Genomic DNA, 16,115 nt, shown 5'->3' with positions numbered 1-16,115 from the left:
GACATGTCTGAGAAAAAACAGGCAGGAATGTCCAAAGCGATGTACCTGCAGGCGATCAAAGATGCATTCCGCAAACTCGATCCCCGCGACATGATCAAAAATCCGGTTATGTTCGTGGTGGAGATCGGCAGTGTCATCACAACCCTTCTCTGGGTATGGGCACTGGGTGGAAACGGTACTGATGAAGCTTGGTTTGTTGGTGCGATTGCCGTATGGCTGTGGTTTACCGTCCTCTTTGCAAACTTTGCAGAAGCTCTTGCAGAGGGACGGGGAAAAGCACAGGCTGCGGCTCTTCGCCGGATGAAACAGAAAACGGAAGCCTTCCGTATCTGTTCCTCTTACAACTCCGGTTCCGGTACGGAGCCGGTCAAGGAGGATCTTGAACAGGTTCCGTCAACGGATCTCCGTAAGGGCGATCTCTTCTATGTACCGGCCGGAACCCTCATTCCGGTTGATGGTGAGATCGTTGCGGGTATTGCATCCGTCAATGAATCGGCCATCACCGGAGAAAGTGCACCGGTTATCCGTGAATCCGGCGGTGACCGCAGTGCGGTCACCGGTGGAACAACCGTTCTCTCCGACTGGCTCGTTGTCCGCGTGACACAGGATCCGGGAGAGGGATTCATCGATCGGATGATTTCCTTAATTGAAGGAGCAAACCGTCAGAAGACGCCCAACGAACAGGCGCTTAACATCTTCCTGATCACACTTACGGCCATCTTTCTGGTGGTCTGTACGACACTGTACGCGTACTCCAGTTACAGTGTTTCCCAGGCGGGAAGCGGTACAGTTGTCAGTGCAACCATTCTGATCGCGCTTCTGGTCTGCCTTGCACCGACCACCATCGGTGGTCTGCTTTCGGCCATCGGTATCGCGGGAATGGACCGACTGATCAGAAAGAATGTTATTGCAACTTCTGGTCGTGCCATTGAGGCGGCGGGTGATGTTGATGTTCTGCTGCTTGACAAGACCGGGACGATTACCCTTGGAAACCGCCAGGCGGTTGATCTGATTCCGGTTGCCGGAACATCTGTTGAGGAACTGGCAGAAAATGCCCAGCTTTCCTCGCTTGCCGATGAAACGCCGGAAGGCCGCAGTATTGTAGTTCTGGTCAAAGAGCGCTATGGTCTGCGGGGCAGAACTGTTGGTTCCCATGCGGATGTCCCGGAGATGGAATTCATTCCGTTCTCCAGTCATACCCGGATGAGCGGTGTTACTATCGGATCAACCGAGATCCGGAAAGGTGCAGCAGACGCGGTGTATGCCTACATCCGCGAGTGTGGAAACACGGTTCCTGCTGATCTGGAAACTGAGGTGGAAAAGATCTCGAAGGCCGGTGGAACCCCTCTGGTTGTTGCAAAGAACGGCAAAGCTCTTGGTGTTGTCTATCTGAAGGATATCGTCAAAGGAGGTATCAAGGAACGGTTTGCCGAACTTCGCCGCATGGGAATCAGGACTGTGATGATCACGGGAGACAACCGGCTGACCGCCGCAACCATTGCAGCGGAGGCGGGAGTTGATGACTTCCTTGCCGAGGCAACCCCGGAGAGCAAGCTTGCACTTATCCGCAGGTATCAGGAGGAAGGACACCTTGTCGCGATGACGGGTGATGGTACAAATGATGCTCCTGCTCTTGCACAGGCGGATGTTGCGGTTGCCATGAACACGGGAACCCAGCCTGCTCGTGAGGCGGCCAACATGGTGGATCTTGACAGTAATCCGACCAAACTGATTGAGATCGTGGAGATCGGAAAACAGCTGCTGATGACGCGGGGATCACTGACAACGTTCAGTATTGCAAATGATCTTGCGAAGTACTTCGCGATCATTCCTGCGGCCTTCATCAGTACCTATCCGGCTCTTGCGGCCCTGAACATCATGGGACTCAATCAGCCGATTCTCTCGGCGGTGATCTTCAACGCCGTGATCATTGTGCTGCTGATCCCTCTTGCGCTCCGCGGCGTAACCTATAAGCCGGTTGGTGCCGAGATTGCATTACGAAATAATCTGCTGATCTACGGTCTGGGCGGTGTGATCACTCCTTTCATCGGTATCAAGTTGATAGATATCGTCCTGACTGCCCTGGGAATGGTATAAATTATGACAGATGAGACACGCCCGGATCCGGACACTCTGCTTTCCCATGTGCAGAAGGCCGAGGAGAAGAAAGGAGCCGGACGGCTCAAAATATTCCTCGGCTATGCGGCGGGGGTGGGCAAGACCTATGAGATGCTCAAGGCTGCCCACCAGCTCCTCAGCGAAGGAGTAGACGTCCGGATCGGATACGTTGAGGCCCATAAACGGCCGGAAACTCAGAAGCTTATTGCGGGAATTCCGCAGATTCCCCTGAAGAAAATCGAGTACAGGACGACCCTTCTTTACGAGCCGGATCTGGACGCGATTCTTGCGGACAAACCGCAGGTTGTTCTGATCGATGAGCTTGCACATACCAATGCGCCGGGTTCACGCCATACGAAGCGCTACATGGATGTCGAGGAGATTCTGACTTACGGCATTGATGTGTATACGACGCTGAATATTCAGCATCTGGACAGCCTGCGGGATGTGGTTGCCCAGATTACACACATTCAGGTACATGAAACGGTGCCTGACCGGGTGATCGATGAGGCGGATGAGATTAAACTCGTGGATCTGCCTCCGGCAGAACTGATTCAGCGGCTACATGACGGGAAGGTCTATGTACCCGAGATGGCAGAACAGGCGGTCCGCAAATTCTTTAGTGAGGGGAATCTTCATGCCCTCCGGGAAATTTCCCTGCGAAAAGTCGCAAAACAGGTGGACGGCCAGATGGTTGCCTACATGCAGACCCGATCCATTCCGGGTCCCTGGCCGGCAACGGAGAGGCTTTTGATCTCCATTGGTCCGTCTCCGTTTTCTGAACGACTGGTCAGAACTGCACGCCGGCAGGCGGATCGCATGAATGTGGACTGGACTGTCTTGTATGTGGAGACACCCAAGACCCGCGCCCTTCCCAAGGAGGACAAGGAGAGGATCTGGAAATCAATGAAGCTTGCAGAAAGTCTTGGGGCAAAGGCGGATACCGTGTTTGCGTTCTCGGTTCCTGATGCGATTATTTCCTATGCGAAAAAACACAATGTGACCCGTATCATTCTTGGCAAGACGCTGCGTCCCCGCTGGAAGGAACTCCTTTTCGGTTCTATTGTGGATGATATCATTCACAAAAGCGGGGATATTGATGTCTATATCGTCAGCCAGAATGAGGAGTACGAAAAACATGTACCGAAATCCCGCGAGTCTCTGAGGCCGGAGATGACAGCTGCGGGTATTGCGGAAAGTATCCTGCTGGTTGCAGCCGCAGTTCTTGTCGGTGAGTTTGCAAAAGCCTACATCTCTGAGTCAGCACTCATTCTGTTGTTCTTTGCAGTTGTCATCCTTTCTGCAATCCGCCGCGGTCTTTTGACGGCGGTTCTTTCTGCAGTACTGAGTATTCTCGTGTTTGATTTCTTCCTCGTTCAGCCGTACTATACGTTCCACGTCTTTGATCCGTCAGGAATGGTTTTGATCTGCGGGATGCTCGCGATCGGCATTGTCCTGAGCCGGCTGATTGCCCGTTCCCGGGAGGATGCGGCAGCTGCCCGCAGTCGTGAACATGAGAGTGCGATGTTGTACCGGATGTCGCAGAAGCTTGCCGGGACTACCATGGTTTCGGAAGTCGCCGATGTACTGACCTCATCTGTCCGGGAAAATTTCGGATGGGAAACAATTGTTCTGGTTCCCGGAGGTACCGGACTGGTACCGATTCCGGTAGAGAATGGTGCAGTTATCGATGAAAAGGATCTGGCCGTCGCCTTTTGGGCATTTATGAACATTGAGGTTGCCGGGTATGATACGGATACACTGCATTCCTCGTCGTTCCGTTTTGTCCCCATCAGGACACCGGAACGTGTTCTTGGTGTTCTTGGCGTCCGTCCGACGGATGTAGATGGTGTTATTTCTCCGGATACCGGCAGGATTCTGACAGCATTTGCGGATCTTGCCGGCCTTGCGATGGGAAGAGTTTTCCGGGAGGCAGATGCGGATGTCTGAAGTTCTTGAACATATGCGGGATTGTTTCTTTGTGGAAACAATGTCCCAGAAACTTGCATGTGCTGTAGATGTACCAGAGATTGCGGAAGCTGTTGTTTCCACTGTCCGGGAAAGTTTCGGACTGGATGCGGTTGTTCTGATTCCGGACGGTACCGGGCTAGTTCCTGCAACTGCGGGAGTTCCGGTTCCTGATTCGGATATGTCTGCTGCGGCTCTTGCATTTCAGAACAGTGCGGAGATTGGGGCTGGGACCGGGACACTGTCGTCCGTTTCGTTCCGGTTCCTGCCAATCTCCGGTCTGTCCGGTACCTGCGGAGTACTGGCCGTCCTTTTCCCCGGGGACGGTATCAGTCCGGAGGTCTGCAGTGTTCTCGGTATTTTTACCGATCTTGCTGGTCTTGCGATGGGAAGAATTTCCCGGGAGGAGTAAGATGCATACCCTTCTCCACCATTTTTGTCGTATCTTTTCTGTGGCGGTAAAAGGAAATCATCGGGTGATCTACTGTACTCATGCGGGATGTATCGGTCCGCTTGGTATGATCTCTCTGGAAGAGTCTGCTGGGACTTCCTTTTCCGTTGAAAAGGACCGACCCTGCGCAATGGGATGCCGGAATGGTATATGTAAGGTTCTTCGTTGACGTGGAAAAACGCAGTTATCCGGTAGATACCGGGTTAGTGGATGCAGCGTGTTATTCACGGAGAGGAGAGAGATCCAGCAGATGTTCTTCCCCCCGCCACCAGAGGTAGTATGCCCCGCCGCGGCGCAGCAGAATGCAGCCGTCCAGAAAACCCGGCCAGTCGTCGGTGAAGTCGTAACCGGTCAGAATCGATACAAACGGAACGATCCATGCGTCATGCGTCACACAGACGGAGATCTCCCCTTCAGCAAGTGTACCGGAAACAAAATCAAACATTCGCCGTGTTCCTTCCGTGACCGGATAGTGGCCGGGCAGTGTCTCGCCCGCAACGTATCGGAGGCTCATGATCTTGACCGGGTTTACGACGTAGAACTCTCTGACAATGTCGTCATCCGCAACGTAGGCGCTGGGTGTTCCCAGCATCAGACTCTTTTTTGTTTCACCCGAAACGCCTGCACCGGCTAAAATTTCATCGCCGGTCTGAACACACCGTACCATCGGGCTTGCGTATGTCCGGAGCGGTACCTTCGGCAGCGCAGCGCCGAAGGCCCGCGACTGCCGCTTTCCCCGTGCCGTGAGAACCTTGGTCGAACCGGGCTGACCTTTGATGAACGGTTCGCGTTCCCCGTGCCGCATCAGAACTGCTGCCGCATCCCACGCGGTGTCCCGCAGGACTGCCGGTATCGGATTTTCCGGCGGGATGTAGCGGACCGTTCCGCACAGCGGAAACGGTTCGGCGGGTTCTCCGGTTCGTTCCAGGATCGATCCGTCCGGACTGATGAAAAGCCATCCTCTCTCATCGCGGACGTATGCCCTCCCCCCGGAAAACGGGCGGGCATCGTAGTACCAGTCACCGTAGAGCAGTTCTCCTGCGGTGGTAATGTGGGTTGCGCCAAGTGTTTCATGATACACCACTGCGGACCCTTCGGAAAATCCGGTTGCATACAGATACGTCTCAAAGGCGATGGGTTTTCCCGCTTCATCGATGAAGAGATACCGCCCGTCCCGGTTCTGGACGGGCGCAACACCCTCGGAAAAATCTCCCGTCCATGCGTACCGTTCGTTGTATGCGGGCTCCCCGAGAAAATTTATGTGGTATGCTCCCTCTCCGTCACGGACCGCGGCAAGTCCCGGGAAACAGAACGGACCGACACAGTCAAACCGGCGTTCATAGATAGGGCTGCCGCAGTACAGGTGATGCGTTGCGTCCGGGCTGATGATCAGATCGTCAAAGTCCATACAAAAAAGAGTTAGCGGATAGCCGTCAGGCCGATCGCTTTGTTGGTGATCGCAATCGATTCGGCTGCGGACGCAACATTGCCCGCCATCGCCCGGATGCAGTCCACCGTTTCCACGACAACGTCTGCTTCCTGATGGATTGCCTGGAACAGATAGAGATCGGTTCCGTCAAGAACGGAGATCGAGTCCTTGAAGATACCGTTCTCCCAGAGGTCTCCACGCGGACGAAGGAGATCGGAGGTGTACTCCTTGAGCTGTGCCGTGCTGGTGATGCCGGTACTCTTTTCGATTAAGCCAAGACGCGAGTGTGCCTTAATCAGATCGATCACCTGCTCTTTGGTTGCCGGGTTCTTCAGTTCCATGTTGAGGAAGTGCATGTGCATCAGCGTTGTCGGCACGATCATGGCGGAGGTGACGATGTTGATGTGCGGCAAAACACTCTGGACATCCGGGCCGTGGTGCGAGGGAATCGTGACCGGGTTCAGGACGATTGCATCAATAGGTCCGCGTTTGATGTCGCCCGGATCGCCTCCGCGGCGAACCATGGTTGCCCGGACTTTTTTGACACCGAAGGCCGAGTCGATGAGGTTGATGATCCGGCAAAGTCCGGTCGTGTTGCAGGAGACAACACGGGCATACTGTCTGCCGACTGCATCCGCGTAGTTGCAGGAGGAGTTAAAGGAGAATCCCGCGACCTCATGATCCTCGCCGCCTTCCCAGATGGCTTTTCTGCCGTATTTTTCGTACAGCGCTTTGTTGCCTTCACCTACGCCTCCGGGCGTTGCATCGACCACAATGTCGGCTTTCTGGATCATCTCCTCAACACTTCCCGCAACCGGAATGCCTGCTTTTTCAAAGGTTTCCTTTTTGGAGATGTCTGCGATATAGAGCGGGTATCCCCGCTCTTTTGCGACAAATGCTTCTGCGCCGGGTTTTGTCTTGGAAACACCGATGATTTCCATGTCAGGCTGTGCGGAGACTGCATCGGCCACACGTTTTCCGATAGTCCCGTAGCCATTGACTGCGACCTTGATCATAATACAGTATGCTTTCTCTTCGGTATCATAAAAGCGTATCCAGTACTTCGTTGCCGATAGTATTATATCGGCTCCCGATACATCTATAGTACGAATTCCGATATATCGGGAGACGAAATAATTTCGGGTGATAATCTCTTATGCAGCCTACGGAAAACGGCCCGCTGACGGAGGCGGCGTACTATATTCTGCTGTCGCTGTACTCTCCCCTGCACGGGTACGGGATTATGCAGAAAGTCCGCGAGATGTCAAATGATCGGGTACATCTCGGTGCGGGAACACTGTATGGTGCAATCAATACCCTGCTGGACCGGCAGTGGATTGCATCTGCAGGTGACTCTGCGGTGTCGAGAAAGAAGGAGTATATCATTACCGCCGCCGGTCGTGCGGCGGTGAAAAATGAGATTTTGCGTCTGCGGGAACTGATTGAAAACGGAAAAATGATGGAGCAATTATGAAGAGTGTGATCTGGAAGTTCTACTGGAATTATGAAAAGGAGGAGAAATGGCTCAATAAAATGGCTGCAAAGGGTTTTGCACTGTACAGTTATTCCTGGGGGCGGTATGTGTTTGAGGAGTGCGAGCCGGGCGAGTACCTCTACCGAATAGAACTGCTGGAAGATCTGCCGTCAAAGCCGGAGAGTATGGCCTATCTCGGATTTCTGGAAGGGGCGGGGATTGCCTGTGTTGCAACGCATCTGCGGTGGGTGTATCTGCGGAAGAGAGCCGCCGACGGCCCGTTTGATCTGTACACGGATACCCGTTCTGCGCTGAATCACTACCAGAACATTACGACTCTCTGGAACGTTCTGGCGTTTCTTGAGATCTTTGCCTCCTCCGTGAACATTGGTGTCGGGTTGTACCGGCTCGTGTCCGGAACAGGCGAACCGCTGTTCAACTTTCTGTTTGGATCGATCTTTCTTGTGCTTGGATGTCTGTTCTATTATGTGGGAAGGTCGCCGCGTGCCAAAACCCGGGAGCTTTCTGCTGAACAGAATATTCACGAATAATTTTTTTCAATCCGCGCGATGATTATTCCCGTCCGGAATTATGATGTTTTTACGGCAGATACGTGTCCCGTTTCCCTGTGGTGCTCTGTCACGAAGTACGGGTTTCTGAGCTAAACCTAATTTATGCTCAAGAGATTTATTAATATCATCATCCAGATTATAGATTGTAATATCCGGCGGCCGTGTATCTGCGGCACCGCGAAAAGTACATCCGGCACCAGAGAAGGAGGTCTTCTTTTTCATGGTTTCGTTGCTACACCCATGTTGTTGGCATGCCCTGCCACCGGATATTACTCCAAAACTGTCACACAGCATGAATCGTTTCGGAAAATCGCAGACCCGTGAGGAATTCATACATCTGCAATTCGCGGGACAGCGACGAACTTCAGCCGGTGCCTTACTCCCCGACCGGTACAGGGATGCAGTGGTCAGGTCCGGCTGAAGGATATGTTTTGGTGCTCTTTTCCATGGTGTTATTTGGTTTATGTATACGCGGCATATGCGTTGACACAGGCATCTGTTTCGTGTGATTCGCATCAGAGGTAACATCCCGGTAGTACTGCCAGGGTGCAGACTCATGATTTTTTCCCCGGTGAATAGGGATCTCCCGCAGTACATGAAAAATGTGGACAAACACTCGTCAGGTCGGCGGGATCGAAACAGATCTGAAAAAATAGGGAGGAGTCTTTCAGGTACTCCGGTCACCGATTGCTGCCACGTACTCATCGTACATGTCGGTGACTTCCTTCTCCGGCTCGGCGGTGAACTTTGAGACAAGGTAAATTGCGAGCAGACTTGCAATCACGCCCGGCACCATCTCATAGAGGCCGGTAACCGCGGTCAGGTACGTACCCCATCCGAGCGAGACCGCGCCTCCGACAATGATTCCGGCGAGTGCTCCCTGCCAGTTCATCCGTTTCCAGAAGAGACCGAGGAGAATCACCGTACCAAACGTGCAGCCGAATCCTGCCCAGGCGTTTGAGACAATGTTGAACACCGTGCTTGCCTGATCCAGTGAGAGGACGATTGCAATGGCGGAGACGATCAGAACCGTCACCCGGGAAATCCACAGGAGTCTCCGGTCGGGTGCGGATTTGTTGATTAAGTTCTTGTAGAGATCCTGCGAGATTGCCGAGGATGCCACCAGCAGCTGGGAGGAGGCCGTACTCATGACGGCTCCAAGGATACCGCAGTAGATGATGCCTGCAATAAACGGAATTGCACCGAACACACTGCCGGTCATCTGAATAAAGATCTGTTCCGAGTCGCCGACCAGTGCGGGGTTCGGGAACAGCAGCTGGCCTACGAGACCGACAAAGATTGCAGCGGACAGGGAAAGAATTACCCAGACCATTGCGGCCATCCGTGCCTTTGGCACCTCTTCGGGATCTTCGATTGCCATGAACCGCGGGAGAATGTGCGGCTGGCCGAAGTAGCCGAATCCCCAGGCAAGTCCGGACACGATCGTGAAGACCGAGACGAACTCAAAGATACCGCTTGCTGCATTATACTCATGGAACAGCGAGAACATCTGCGGGTCAATGGAGGCAAAGCTTGCCCCCTCGCCAAACAGGATCACGCAGGCGATGAGCGGTACAAGAATCAGGGCAAACAGCATTAACAGTCCCTGGATGGTGTCGGTGATGCAGACTGCTTTGAATCCTCCGGTAAAGGTGTAGCAGACCACAATCAGTGCACAGATCAGCACGCCTGCAATGTAGAGCGAGGCTGCGTCTGCAATGCCGAACGAGCTTAAATCAACACCGTAGATCGTCATCAGCGAGCTGAACAGAACGCCTCCCGCCTTGAACTGGGCGGAGGTGTAGACGATGAAGAAGATCAGAATAAAGATGGATGCGATCGCGGTGATGAATCCTTTCTTTTCCCGGAAGCGGTTCGTGATGAACTCGGGAATAGTCAGTGAGTCCTTTGCTTTGTGCGTATAAATTCTCAGGCGTTTTGCAATGAACCGCCAGTTCAGGTAGGTTCCGATTGCAAGACCGATTGCGGTCCAGCCGGCTGCGGACATGCCGGTTGCATAGGCAAGACCCGGCAGACCAAGAAGCAGCCATCCGCTCATGTCGGATGCTTCCGCAGACATTGCTGCAACAAACGGATGCAGTTTGCGGCCGCCCAGCACGTAGTCACTTGTGGTTTTGGTCTTCTTGAAGTAGAAGAACCCGATGTAGATCATTGCAGCGAAATAGATGATAAACGCTGTTCCGATGCCGATTAAGTTCCAGTCTAACACAAATATTCCCCCGGCAGTGGTATTTCTCCCGCCTGCCCCACACCGGGCTGCCGGGTACAAATACACAAAGTTACTGCAACCTACTTAATTCGTCAACATGCTATATATGTGCTCTTACACGGACTTCTGGGCAATTTTTCCGATCCGAATGCATTTTTTTGCCGTCAACTGAACCCTTATCCACACAAGGGTGCAATAGACATGCAAGGTGAACCACAAAAATGTGCGACGATACCAATTGTCTCTGCGATGCATTCGATGACGACTGCGGATGCGGAGATTTCTATCACGAGATGCCCCGTCTCGGCGAACCCGCCCCCGAATTTATTGCAGAAACCACCCACGGTGAGATCAAGCTGTCCGACTACCGGGACAAGAAGTGGGTCGTGCTGTTCTCCCATCCGGCAGATTTTACCCCGGTCTGTACGACGGAGTTCGTAGCGTTTTCGAAGGCGTACCCTGAGTTTGAGAAGAGAAACGTTGCGTTAATCGGTCTTTCGGTTGACAGTTCGTCTTCGCATCTTGCATGGATACGGGATATTGAAGAGAAGCTTGGCGTTCATGTGCCGTTCCCGGTTATTGCGGATCTGGATACGGGCGTTGCGTCCCTGTACGGTATGATTCAGCCGGCGATGAGTTCGACTGCTGCCTGCCGTGCGGTGTTCTTTATTGATCCAAAAGGGATTCTTCGTGCGATGATCTATTATCCGCTGACGACAGGCCGGTGCATTGCAGAGATTCTGCGGGTGATTGATGCCCTGCAGGTGAACGATACGCATCATGTTGCAACGCCGGCAAACTGGAAGCCGGGGGACAAGGTGATTGTTCCGGCACCAAAGACCCAGAAGGAGATGGAGGAACGCGAGAAGGTGACCGGCCCTGATAAGAAGACCTGGTATCTTCTGATGAAGGATCTGTAGATCCTTCCTCAAGCTTTTTCTCTTTTGAAGCCAGAGGTTAGTAGTATGGTTGAGATGATGACGACCGAGGCGGCATATGCGATTCTCGGTGTTCCGGCGGGTTCGGATTTTGCGACGACTGCAAAGGCGTTCCGCGATCTTCGCGATAAGTACAATCCGGAGACGAATCCCTTCCGCAGAAAAGAGTTTGCCGAAGTGATGGCGGCCTTTGAGTTTTTACAGAGGCAGTTCTGATCCTCAAACTTTTTCGTTTTCCCTGCACGGGTATCGTTCTGAAAGATGCGTATTTGTGTTCTGCAGCAACCATTTTTTCCCGGTTCTGTTTCACCCAAGTTGAAGAGGCTGATGATTTATGAGTAAGAAGATTTTGATTTTAAACGGCAGTCCCCGTCCGAAGGGAAACACGGCTGTACTGATTGATGCGTTTGTATGCGGTGCGGAGTCTGGGGGACATTCTGTTACGCGGTTTGATCTGCAGAAGATGGATATTCATCCGTGTCTCGGCTGTTTCGGCGGCGGGAAGGATCCGAGTAGTCCGTGTGTTCAGAAGGATGCGATGGAGGAAGTTTATCCGGTGTACCGCGCGGCGGATGTTGTGGTGTTTGCGTCCCCGATGTACTACTGGAGCGTGACGGCGCAGCTGAAGACGGCGCTTGATCGTTTGTTTGCGGTGACGGAGTGTGATCCGGAGTACCGGACGCCACAGAAGGAGTGTGTTCTGCTGATGCCTGCGGAGGAGGCTTCGGAGGAGAATTTTGCGCCGGTGGTGAGCTATTATCAGAGTCTTCTGAAGAATCTCGGATGGAAGAACAAAGGAATGGTGCTTGCGGGCGGAGTGATGCACGTTGGAGATATTGCCGGCAGGCCGGTTCTCACGGTGGCGGAGGAGCTCGGGAGGTCGATTGTGTGAGGGTTCTGCTGATCCGATCGCGGGAAGGGTGCCGAAACGAGCCGGTGCGTTTTCCCCGATGCGGTGAATGAAATTTTGGATCGCCTTGACGAGTACGATGCAATTGTTGTGGGGTCTCCGGTGTACTATGCTATGCGGGGCCTGCCGGGGCGGGGCGACGGCTGCGTTTGATCGCTTGAACACGTACTTTCTGATCAGCAATATGCCGATTGTGTCGTCGCAGTACTGGAATATGGGTGCACGGTTCAACTCCGGACGAGGTCCGGCAGGATCTGGAGGGGCTGCAGGTTATGCGGACGCTGGGGGAGAATATGGCGTGGATGCTGCGGTGCATTGAGGCGGGAAGAAATGCGGGAGTGCTTGGCACCGGAGTACGAGGAGCATCTGTGGACGAATTTTATCCGGTAATTTTTTCAATTTTTTTCAGTGACGAACATTTTTGAAATGCTAAGGGATGCTCACAGTCTTTATGTTGTTTCTCGTGATAATTGATACATATCTCTTGAACTGTGAAGAGTCGGACCTGTTCAGTTCTTTAGAGATAAGGGGTCCTAGAGAATTATGTTTCATGGTAATGCATGACTAACGAAAGAAAAATTATTCGGTGAGAATTGTATGAAAAAAATCAGGAAAAATCTTCTGTCGATGTTGTTTTGCATGTTTATGCTAACCTTCCTGGTTTCAGCAGTGTCAGCAGCTCCAAGTGATCTCAGTATTGACCAACAGCAAGTGGTATTGGGTCTTCCCTCTCAAGAAGCAGTTACGTTGTCAAACGAGTACAACGACCTGGTAAAGATAGATACAGGTAATGCTATCCCCTTCCTCCCTCCCGATTGGGGAACAGTTCAAACATTCTTTTATGATCCCACACTATCCTTCCTGAACGACGGGTTACACCTTACTGGTTCTAATAAGGAGAAGTTATCCGGATATCCAGATCGTTATAAAAATCTTGTTCTTCCCGATTTTCAGTATTATGATCACAATGGAGATTTCGTGATAGCTAATGTAACGATCGGTGATATACTGAGTTTGACTGACACAACATTCCAAGGGTATGGTATAAGTAGTTCTGGATATCTTGAGGTTCGTATTAATACTCTGTATCCTCATTCCCAACAGGATATGGTAAATATTTACAACCTTATTCAGAAAATAGCCTCCATGAATGGTTATAATACTGAAATTCCTGTAATTTTCCTTGAGGCTACTATCATTACGGACTCAGGGATAACTTCTCCAGATTCAAGTATTGTATTCATTTTGAAAGGAAATGCAGAATTGAGAAGCAAACTGGATCGGCAACGTCCATTGTGGAGGGGTATTTATGCTGAAAATTCACCGTATTCCTGTACAATTGGATTTGCTGCAAAGGATGGATCTGGGAATTATGGTGTTGTAACCTGCGGACAGGGGAATTCTGTTGGATGGAGACTATACCAGCCTTATGCTTCAACTGAAAACAATTTCATAGGTACGGTCACCTCACGTTCATTATCTCAAGTGGATGCATCATGGATCAAGTGCAGTAGTGGAGTTACTTCTGAGGGGAAAATTAAGGGTGGATGTTCATTTCCATTTTTGGAGGGTATTCAGCCTCGCCTCTTGAAAGTGGGTACTGGCGTTGTGAGGTTATTGGAACACAAGTATCAGGTTCGCAGCTGTTCAACATAATTATCACCAGCCGTTAATGTCTCCTCGAATATCCGTATTGAGAATAGTTTGCATTGCCCTCTTGCTGATCAGTTGTATAAGCATCAGCTCAGTTACAGCTGCTCAAGAGGGTGTTGTACACTTTCCACTTTCCGGCATCACTGTTTCCCCTGGAGACCCTGATCTTATTTCCGATGGCAAGGATGATGAAAACCCGATTATCAAAATTATTGGTTTTGATTTTTCCAAGCCCTCTTTTGTGTCTCTTGTCCTAGATATCTTCAATATTCACGACGTTCCCGTCTGGATAGCGGAAGCAATAGCCCTTTTGCTTACCCTCTTTTTCTCTGGATCTGTGTTCTTCTTTCTCTATACGCATCGTAAACTCTCAGAGGATCCCGCCTCGCGCCCGATGATCCTTCTTTCCTATCTACGTGAACAACCCGGTATGCGGCAGATTGATCTTATCAAAGTCACGGGATTTTCCCGCGGCTCAGTCTCCTACAACCTAAAACGACTTCTTGCCGAACAAAGAATACGCAAGAGTAAGGGTGGAGTCGTGCGCTACTATCCGGCAGGCACCCCTTCACCTCTGCAGGATGATCCCGCATGGAAACTTCTTGAAAACCACAGCCGACAGATGATCTTTGGCATAATCCTTGAATATCCGGGAATATCCCAAAAACAGATCAGCAGAATTACCGGCATTCCGATAACCACTCTTCGATGGCATCTTGCTCGGCTGCAACGGTTACAGGTGATAACGTTTGAAAAAAATCTGAACATCACCTGCTACACTGTTAGCTCCTCATTTGTGGAAAAATATCGTTCTCTTTTAAAAATTGTCTGATGATCCGTATTACTGTTCTCGGAGATCATTTCTGCTCCGCAGTTTCATGGAGAATTTGGATTGAAAATGGATGAGTCTGCGTTCAAAGAGAAAAGAAAATAGATCCGGCACGATCTTTTTTAGATTGTATTGTTGATGTCAGTTCTTTCAGTAATTTTTGTTTCGTGCCTCATGCGTTACTGCCCCTCTCCTTTTTTTCCCGGAACACCACATGTTCGAGGAGCATCACCGCAACCGTTCCCGCGACAAATCCGTTTGCAAGCACGGGCCGGACGACTGCCGGAACTGCGGCAACCGCTGCTTCCGGCAGAAACGAAAATGTTGCCGCGATAAGAATCGAAAAACCGATCACAACGCCGTTGTTGAAGGAGAACATTCCGCTTCCCTCATGTTCTATCAGGACGCCAAGCGCCGCGGAAAGCTGGCTGGTCATGATGAAGATGAGGAGACATCCCGTAATCACGGTCGGAATCGTGATGATAAGCGAGATCACCGGCGGGACTGCGGCGCAGACGATCATCGCAGCGCCTGCGGCGAGCAGGGGGTAGCGGCTTGCATTCTTTGTGTCAAGGATCATGCCCGAGGAGATCGAGTAGTTGACGCCGCCGAGAACGCCCGCACCGCCGGAGAGCATGTTCATGATGCCCGTGACGGTAATGCCGCGGCGGAGTTGTCCTTCCGTTTCCGCCGCCTGAACTTTTGCTACCTCCCCAACGCCGCGGATGCTGCCTATATCGTTGACGATTAGGGCGATGTAGCAGATGAAAACCGAGAGGATGACGCCGGGCGCGGCGATCGGGGTGAGCAGCAGCCCTTCGGTAAGAGGGACGCTTCCGCCCGCATCAAAGGAGACTGCGGTTCCGGGAAAACAGACGAAGGCCGCAATCGTTCCGAAGACGAGCACCCACAGCATTAAGGTCGCCCGCCAGAATCCTTTGAGGTGATGGTTGAGGGCGAAGATCAGAATCAGCAGCACGAATGCGAAGATCAGTTTTGCGGCCATGCTTCCCGGCTGGTCCGGATTTGCGATGAGGCCGGCGAATGTCGGGACGAGTGTTAACGGGATTAAGGTCAGAACGGTTCCGATTACGCGGGGCGTAAACAGTTTTGCAACTCTGGTGAGAAGGCCGGTGCGGGCGATCACAATCCCGGCTGCACCACAGAGAACAAGGGCGGTGGAAAATGCTGCGGGGGCAAAGTCGGTCGCAGCAACCGCCGCGGTAAGCAGAATCGCAGACGGGCCGTAGACCGCGGGGAGCCGGTGGCCGAAAATAACCTGTAAGATTACCGCAATGCCGGTGATGACGAGAAGTTTCTGGGCGTACCAGACCGCCTCCGCCGGGGTCGCGTTATAGAGTCCTGCCACAACGTTTGCAAAGATGATGACGAATGCTGCGGAGCAGATCGTCCACATGAGGCCGGAGGTTGCCATCTCCTTTACGGGAACGCGGTCATTGACGTTGTAGCGGAAGGACATTTGTACCATTTCTTTGCGTTTACATGATATAAGGCATGAGGCCGGCGGATGTGATCCAAAAAA

General features: G+C 52.1%; 17 protein-coding genes. 12 read left to right on the top strand and 5 right to left on the bottom strand.

The genetic code is table 11. The annotated features are described in order from the left end of the window. Positions 1-3 precede the first annotated feature (3 nt). The 3 genes from kdpB to O0S09_RS00410 are packed head-to-tail and all read left to right on the top strand — an operon-like array spanning position 4 to position 4,498. On the top strand, positions 4-2,097 hold the full coding sequence (gene kdpB / locus O0S09_RS00420; RefSeq protein ID WP_268921898.1) for a potassium-transporting ATPase subunit KdpB: 2,094 nt from the start codon (positions 4-6) through the stop codon (positions 2,095-2,097). Between the two features lie 3 nt (positions 2,098-2,100). Beyond that, the gene (locus O0S09_RS00415; RefSeq protein ID WP_268921897.1) at positions 2,101-4,068 is read left to right on the top strand and encodes a DUF4118 domain-containing protein; all 1,968 of its coding nucleotides are present in this window, start codon (positions 2,101-2,103) and stop codon (positions 4,066-4,068) included. After that, positions 4,061-4,498 (top strand): hypothetical protein, encoded by a 438-nt coding sequence (locus O0S09_RS00410; RefSeq protein WP_268921896.1) that lies wholly within the window; start codon positions 4,061-4,063, stop codon positions 4,496-4,498. Before O0S09_RS00415 ends, O0S09_RS00410 begins: the two co-directional genes overlap by 8 nt. Before the next feature lie 259 nt (positions 4,499-4,757). Here the strand turns inward: O0S09_RS00410 and O0S09_RS00405 are convergent, their stop codons facing one another. Both O0S09_RS00405 and O0S09_RS00400 read right to left on the bottom strand, forming a co-directional pair. Then, complete coding sequence (locus O0S09_RS00405) at positions 4,758-5,945, bottom strand: histidine phosphatase family protein (RefSeq protein ID WP_268921895.1); 1,188 nt, start codon at positions 5,943-5,945, stop codon at positions 4,758-4,760. An 11-nt stretch (positions 5,946-5,956) separates the two neighbouring features. Continuing rightward, positions 5,957-6,982 carry a type II glyceraldehyde-3-phosphate dehydrogenase gene (locus O0S09_RS00400; protein WP_268921894.1) on the bottom strand — a complete coding sequence of 342 codons (1,026 nt, stop codon included), beginning with the start codon at positions 6,980-6,982 and terminating at the stop codon, positions 5,957-5,959. Positions 6,983-7,122: 140 nt separating this feature from the next. Between O0S09_RS00400 and O0S09_RS00395 the strand changes: the two genes are divergently transcribed. Then, the gene (locus O0S09_RS00395; protein ID WP_268921893.1) at positions 7,123-7,440 is read left to right on the top strand and encodes a PadR family transcriptional regulator; all 318 of its coding nucleotides are present in this window, start codon (positions 7,123-7,125) and stop codon (positions 7,438-7,440) included. Next, positions 7,437-7,991, top strand: a complete 555-nt coding sequence (locus O0S09_RS00390; RefSeq protein ID WP_268921892.1) for a DUF2812 domain-containing protein — start codon at positions 7,437-7,439, stop codon at positions 7,989-7,991. The genes O0S09_RS00395 and O0S09_RS00390 overlap by 4 nt, the downstream gene beginning before the upstream one ends. Positions 7,992-7,997: 6 nt before the next feature. Here the strand turns inward: O0S09_RS00390 and O0S09_RS00385 are convergent, their stop codons facing one another. Both O0S09_RS00385 and putP read right to left on the bottom strand, forming a co-directional pair. Next, positions 7,998-8,234, bottom strand: coding sequence for a hypothetical protein (locus O0S09_RS00385; protein WP_268921891.1), 237 nt, complete (start codon positions 8,232-8,234; stop codon positions 7,998-8,000). Between the two features lie 445 nt (positions 8,235-8,679). Continuing rightward, positions 8,680-10,242 (bottom strand): sodium/proline symporter PutP, encoded by a 1,563-nt coding sequence (putP, locus tag O0S09_RS00380; RefSeq protein ID WP_268921890.1) that lies wholly within the window; start codon positions 10,240-10,242, stop codon positions 8,680-8,682. 221 nt (positions 10,243-10,463) lie between these two features. Here putP and O0S09_RS00375 point away from each other — a divergent pair, with 221 nt between their 5' ends. The 7 genes from O0S09_RS00375 to O0S09_RS00350 all read left to right on the top strand — a co-directional run bounded on the left by O0S09_RS00375 (position 10,464) and on the right by O0S09_RS00350 (position 14,575). Continuing rightward, positions 10,464-11,162, top strand: a complete 699-nt coding sequence (locus O0S09_RS00375) for a peroxiredoxin (protein ID WP_268921889.1) — start codon at positions 10,464-10,466, stop codon at positions 11,160-11,162. 45 nt (positions 11,163-11,207) lie between these two features. Beyond that, complete coding sequence (locus tag O0S09_RS00370) at positions 11,208-11,396, top strand: DnaJ domain-containing protein (RefSeq protein WP_268921888.1); 189 nt, start codon at positions 11,208-11,210, stop codon at positions 11,394-11,396. 118 nt (positions 11,397-11,514) lie between these two features. Beyond that, positions 11,515-12,072: a flavodoxin family protein gene (locus tag O0S09_RS00365; protein WP_268921887.1), complete on the top strand. Its 558-nt coding sequence runs from the start codon at positions 11,515-11,517 to the stop codon at positions 12,070-12,072. Between the two features lie 63 nt (positions 12,073-12,135). After that, complete coding sequence (locus tag O0S09_RS09995) at positions 12,136-12,243, top strand: hypothetical protein (RefSeq protein ID WP_342765825.1); 108 nt, start codon at positions 12,136-12,138, stop codon at positions 12,241-12,243. Continuing rightward, positions 12,200-12,409, top strand: a complete 210-nt coding sequence (locus tag O0S09_RS00360; protein WP_268921886.1) for a hypothetical protein — start codon at positions 12,200-12,202, stop codon at positions 12,407-12,409. Before O0S09_RS09995 ends, O0S09_RS00360 begins: the two co-directional genes overlap by 44 nt. A 278-nt stretch (positions 12,410-12,687) precedes the next feature. Next, the gene (locus O0S09_RS00355; RefSeq protein WP_268921885.1) at positions 12,688-13,746 is read left to right on the top strand and encodes a chymotrypsin family serine protease; all 1,059 of its coding nucleotides are present in this window, start codon (positions 12,688-12,690) and stop codon (positions 13,744-13,746) included. 61 nt (positions 13,747-13,807) lie between these two features. Next, positions 13,808-14,575 carry a winged helix-turn-helix transcriptional regulator gene (locus O0S09_RS00350; RefSeq protein WP_268921884.1) on the top strand — a complete coding sequence of 256 codons (768 nt, stop codon included), beginning with the start codon at positions 13,808-13,810 and terminating at the stop codon, positions 14,573-14,575. 169 nt (positions 14,576-14,744) lie between these two features. Here the strand turns inward: O0S09_RS00350 and O0S09_RS00345 are convergent, their stop codons facing one another. Further along, positions 14,745-16,061: a uracil-xanthine permease family protein gene (locus O0S09_RS00345; protein ID WP_268921883.1), complete on the bottom strand. Its 1,317-nt coding sequence runs from the start codon at positions 16,059-16,061 to the stop codon at positions 14,745-14,747. Positions 16,062-16,115: the final 54 nt, after the last annotated feature.

Source organism: Methanocorpusculum vombati (assembly GCF_026891935.1).
Lineage (GTDB): Archaea > Halobacteriota > Methanomicrobia > Methanomicrobiales > Methanocorpusculaceae > Methanocorpusculum > Methanocorpusculum vombati.
This window is presented reverse-complemented; position numbering and strand designations above follow the sequence as displayed.

Bases quoted from the DNA above. Each gene is read 5' to 3' on its own strand.
- kdpB (WP_268921898.1), top strand. From the start codon at position 4: ATGTCTGAGAAAAAACAGGCAGGAATGTCCAAAGCGATGTACCTGCAG.
- O0S09_RS00415 (WP_268921897.1), top strand. From the start codon at position 2,101: ATGACAGATGAGACACGCCCGGATCCGGACACTCTGCTTTCCCATGTG.
- O0S09_RS00410 (WP_268921896.1), top strand. From the start codon at position 4,061: ATGTCTGAAGTTCTTGAACATATGCGGGATTGTTTCTTTGTGGAAACA.
- O0S09_RS00405 (WP_268921895.1), bottom strand. From the start codon at position 5,945: ATGGACTTTGACGATCTGATCATCAGCCCGGACGCAACGCATCACCTG.
- O0S09_RS00400 (WP_268921894.1), bottom strand. From the start codon at position 6,982: ATGATCAAGGTCGCAGTCAATGGCTACGGGACTATCGGAAAACGTGTG.
- O0S09_RS00395 (WP_268921893.1), top strand. From the start codon at position 7,123: ATGCAGCCTACGGAAAACGGCCCGCTGACGGAGGCGGCGTACTATATT.
- O0S09_RS00390 (WP_268921892.1), top strand. From the start codon at position 7,437: ATGAAGAGTGTGATCTGGAAGTTCTACTGGAATTATGAAAAGGAGGAG.
- O0S09_RS00385 (WP_268921891.1), bottom strand. From the start codon at position 8,234: ATGAAAAAGAAGACCTCCTTCTCTGGTGCCGGATGTACTTTTCGCGGT.
- O0S09_RS00375 (WP_268921889.1), top strand. From the start codon at position 10,464: ATGTGCGACGATACCAATTGTCTCTGCGATGCATTCGATGACGACTGC.
- O0S09_RS00370 (WP_268921888.1), top strand. From the start codon at position 11,208: ATGGTTGAGATGATGACGACCGAGGCGGCATATGCGATTCTCGGTGTT.
- O0S09_RS00365 (WP_268921887.1), top strand. From the start codon at position 11,515: ATGAGTAAGAAGATTTTGATTTTAAACGGCAGTCCCCGTCCGAAGGGA.
- O0S09_RS00360 (WP_268921886.1), top strand. From the start codon at position 12,200: ATGCTATGCGGGGCCTGCCGGGGCGGGGCGACGGCTGCGTTTGATCGC.
- O0S09_RS00355 (WP_268921885.1), top strand. From the start codon at position 12,688: ATGAAAAAAATCAGGAAAAATCTTCTGTCGATGTTGTTTTGCATGTTT.
- O0S09_RS00345 (WP_268921883.1), bottom strand. From the start codon at position 16,061: ATGGTACAAATGTCCTTCCGCTACAACGTCAATGACCGCGTTCCCGTA.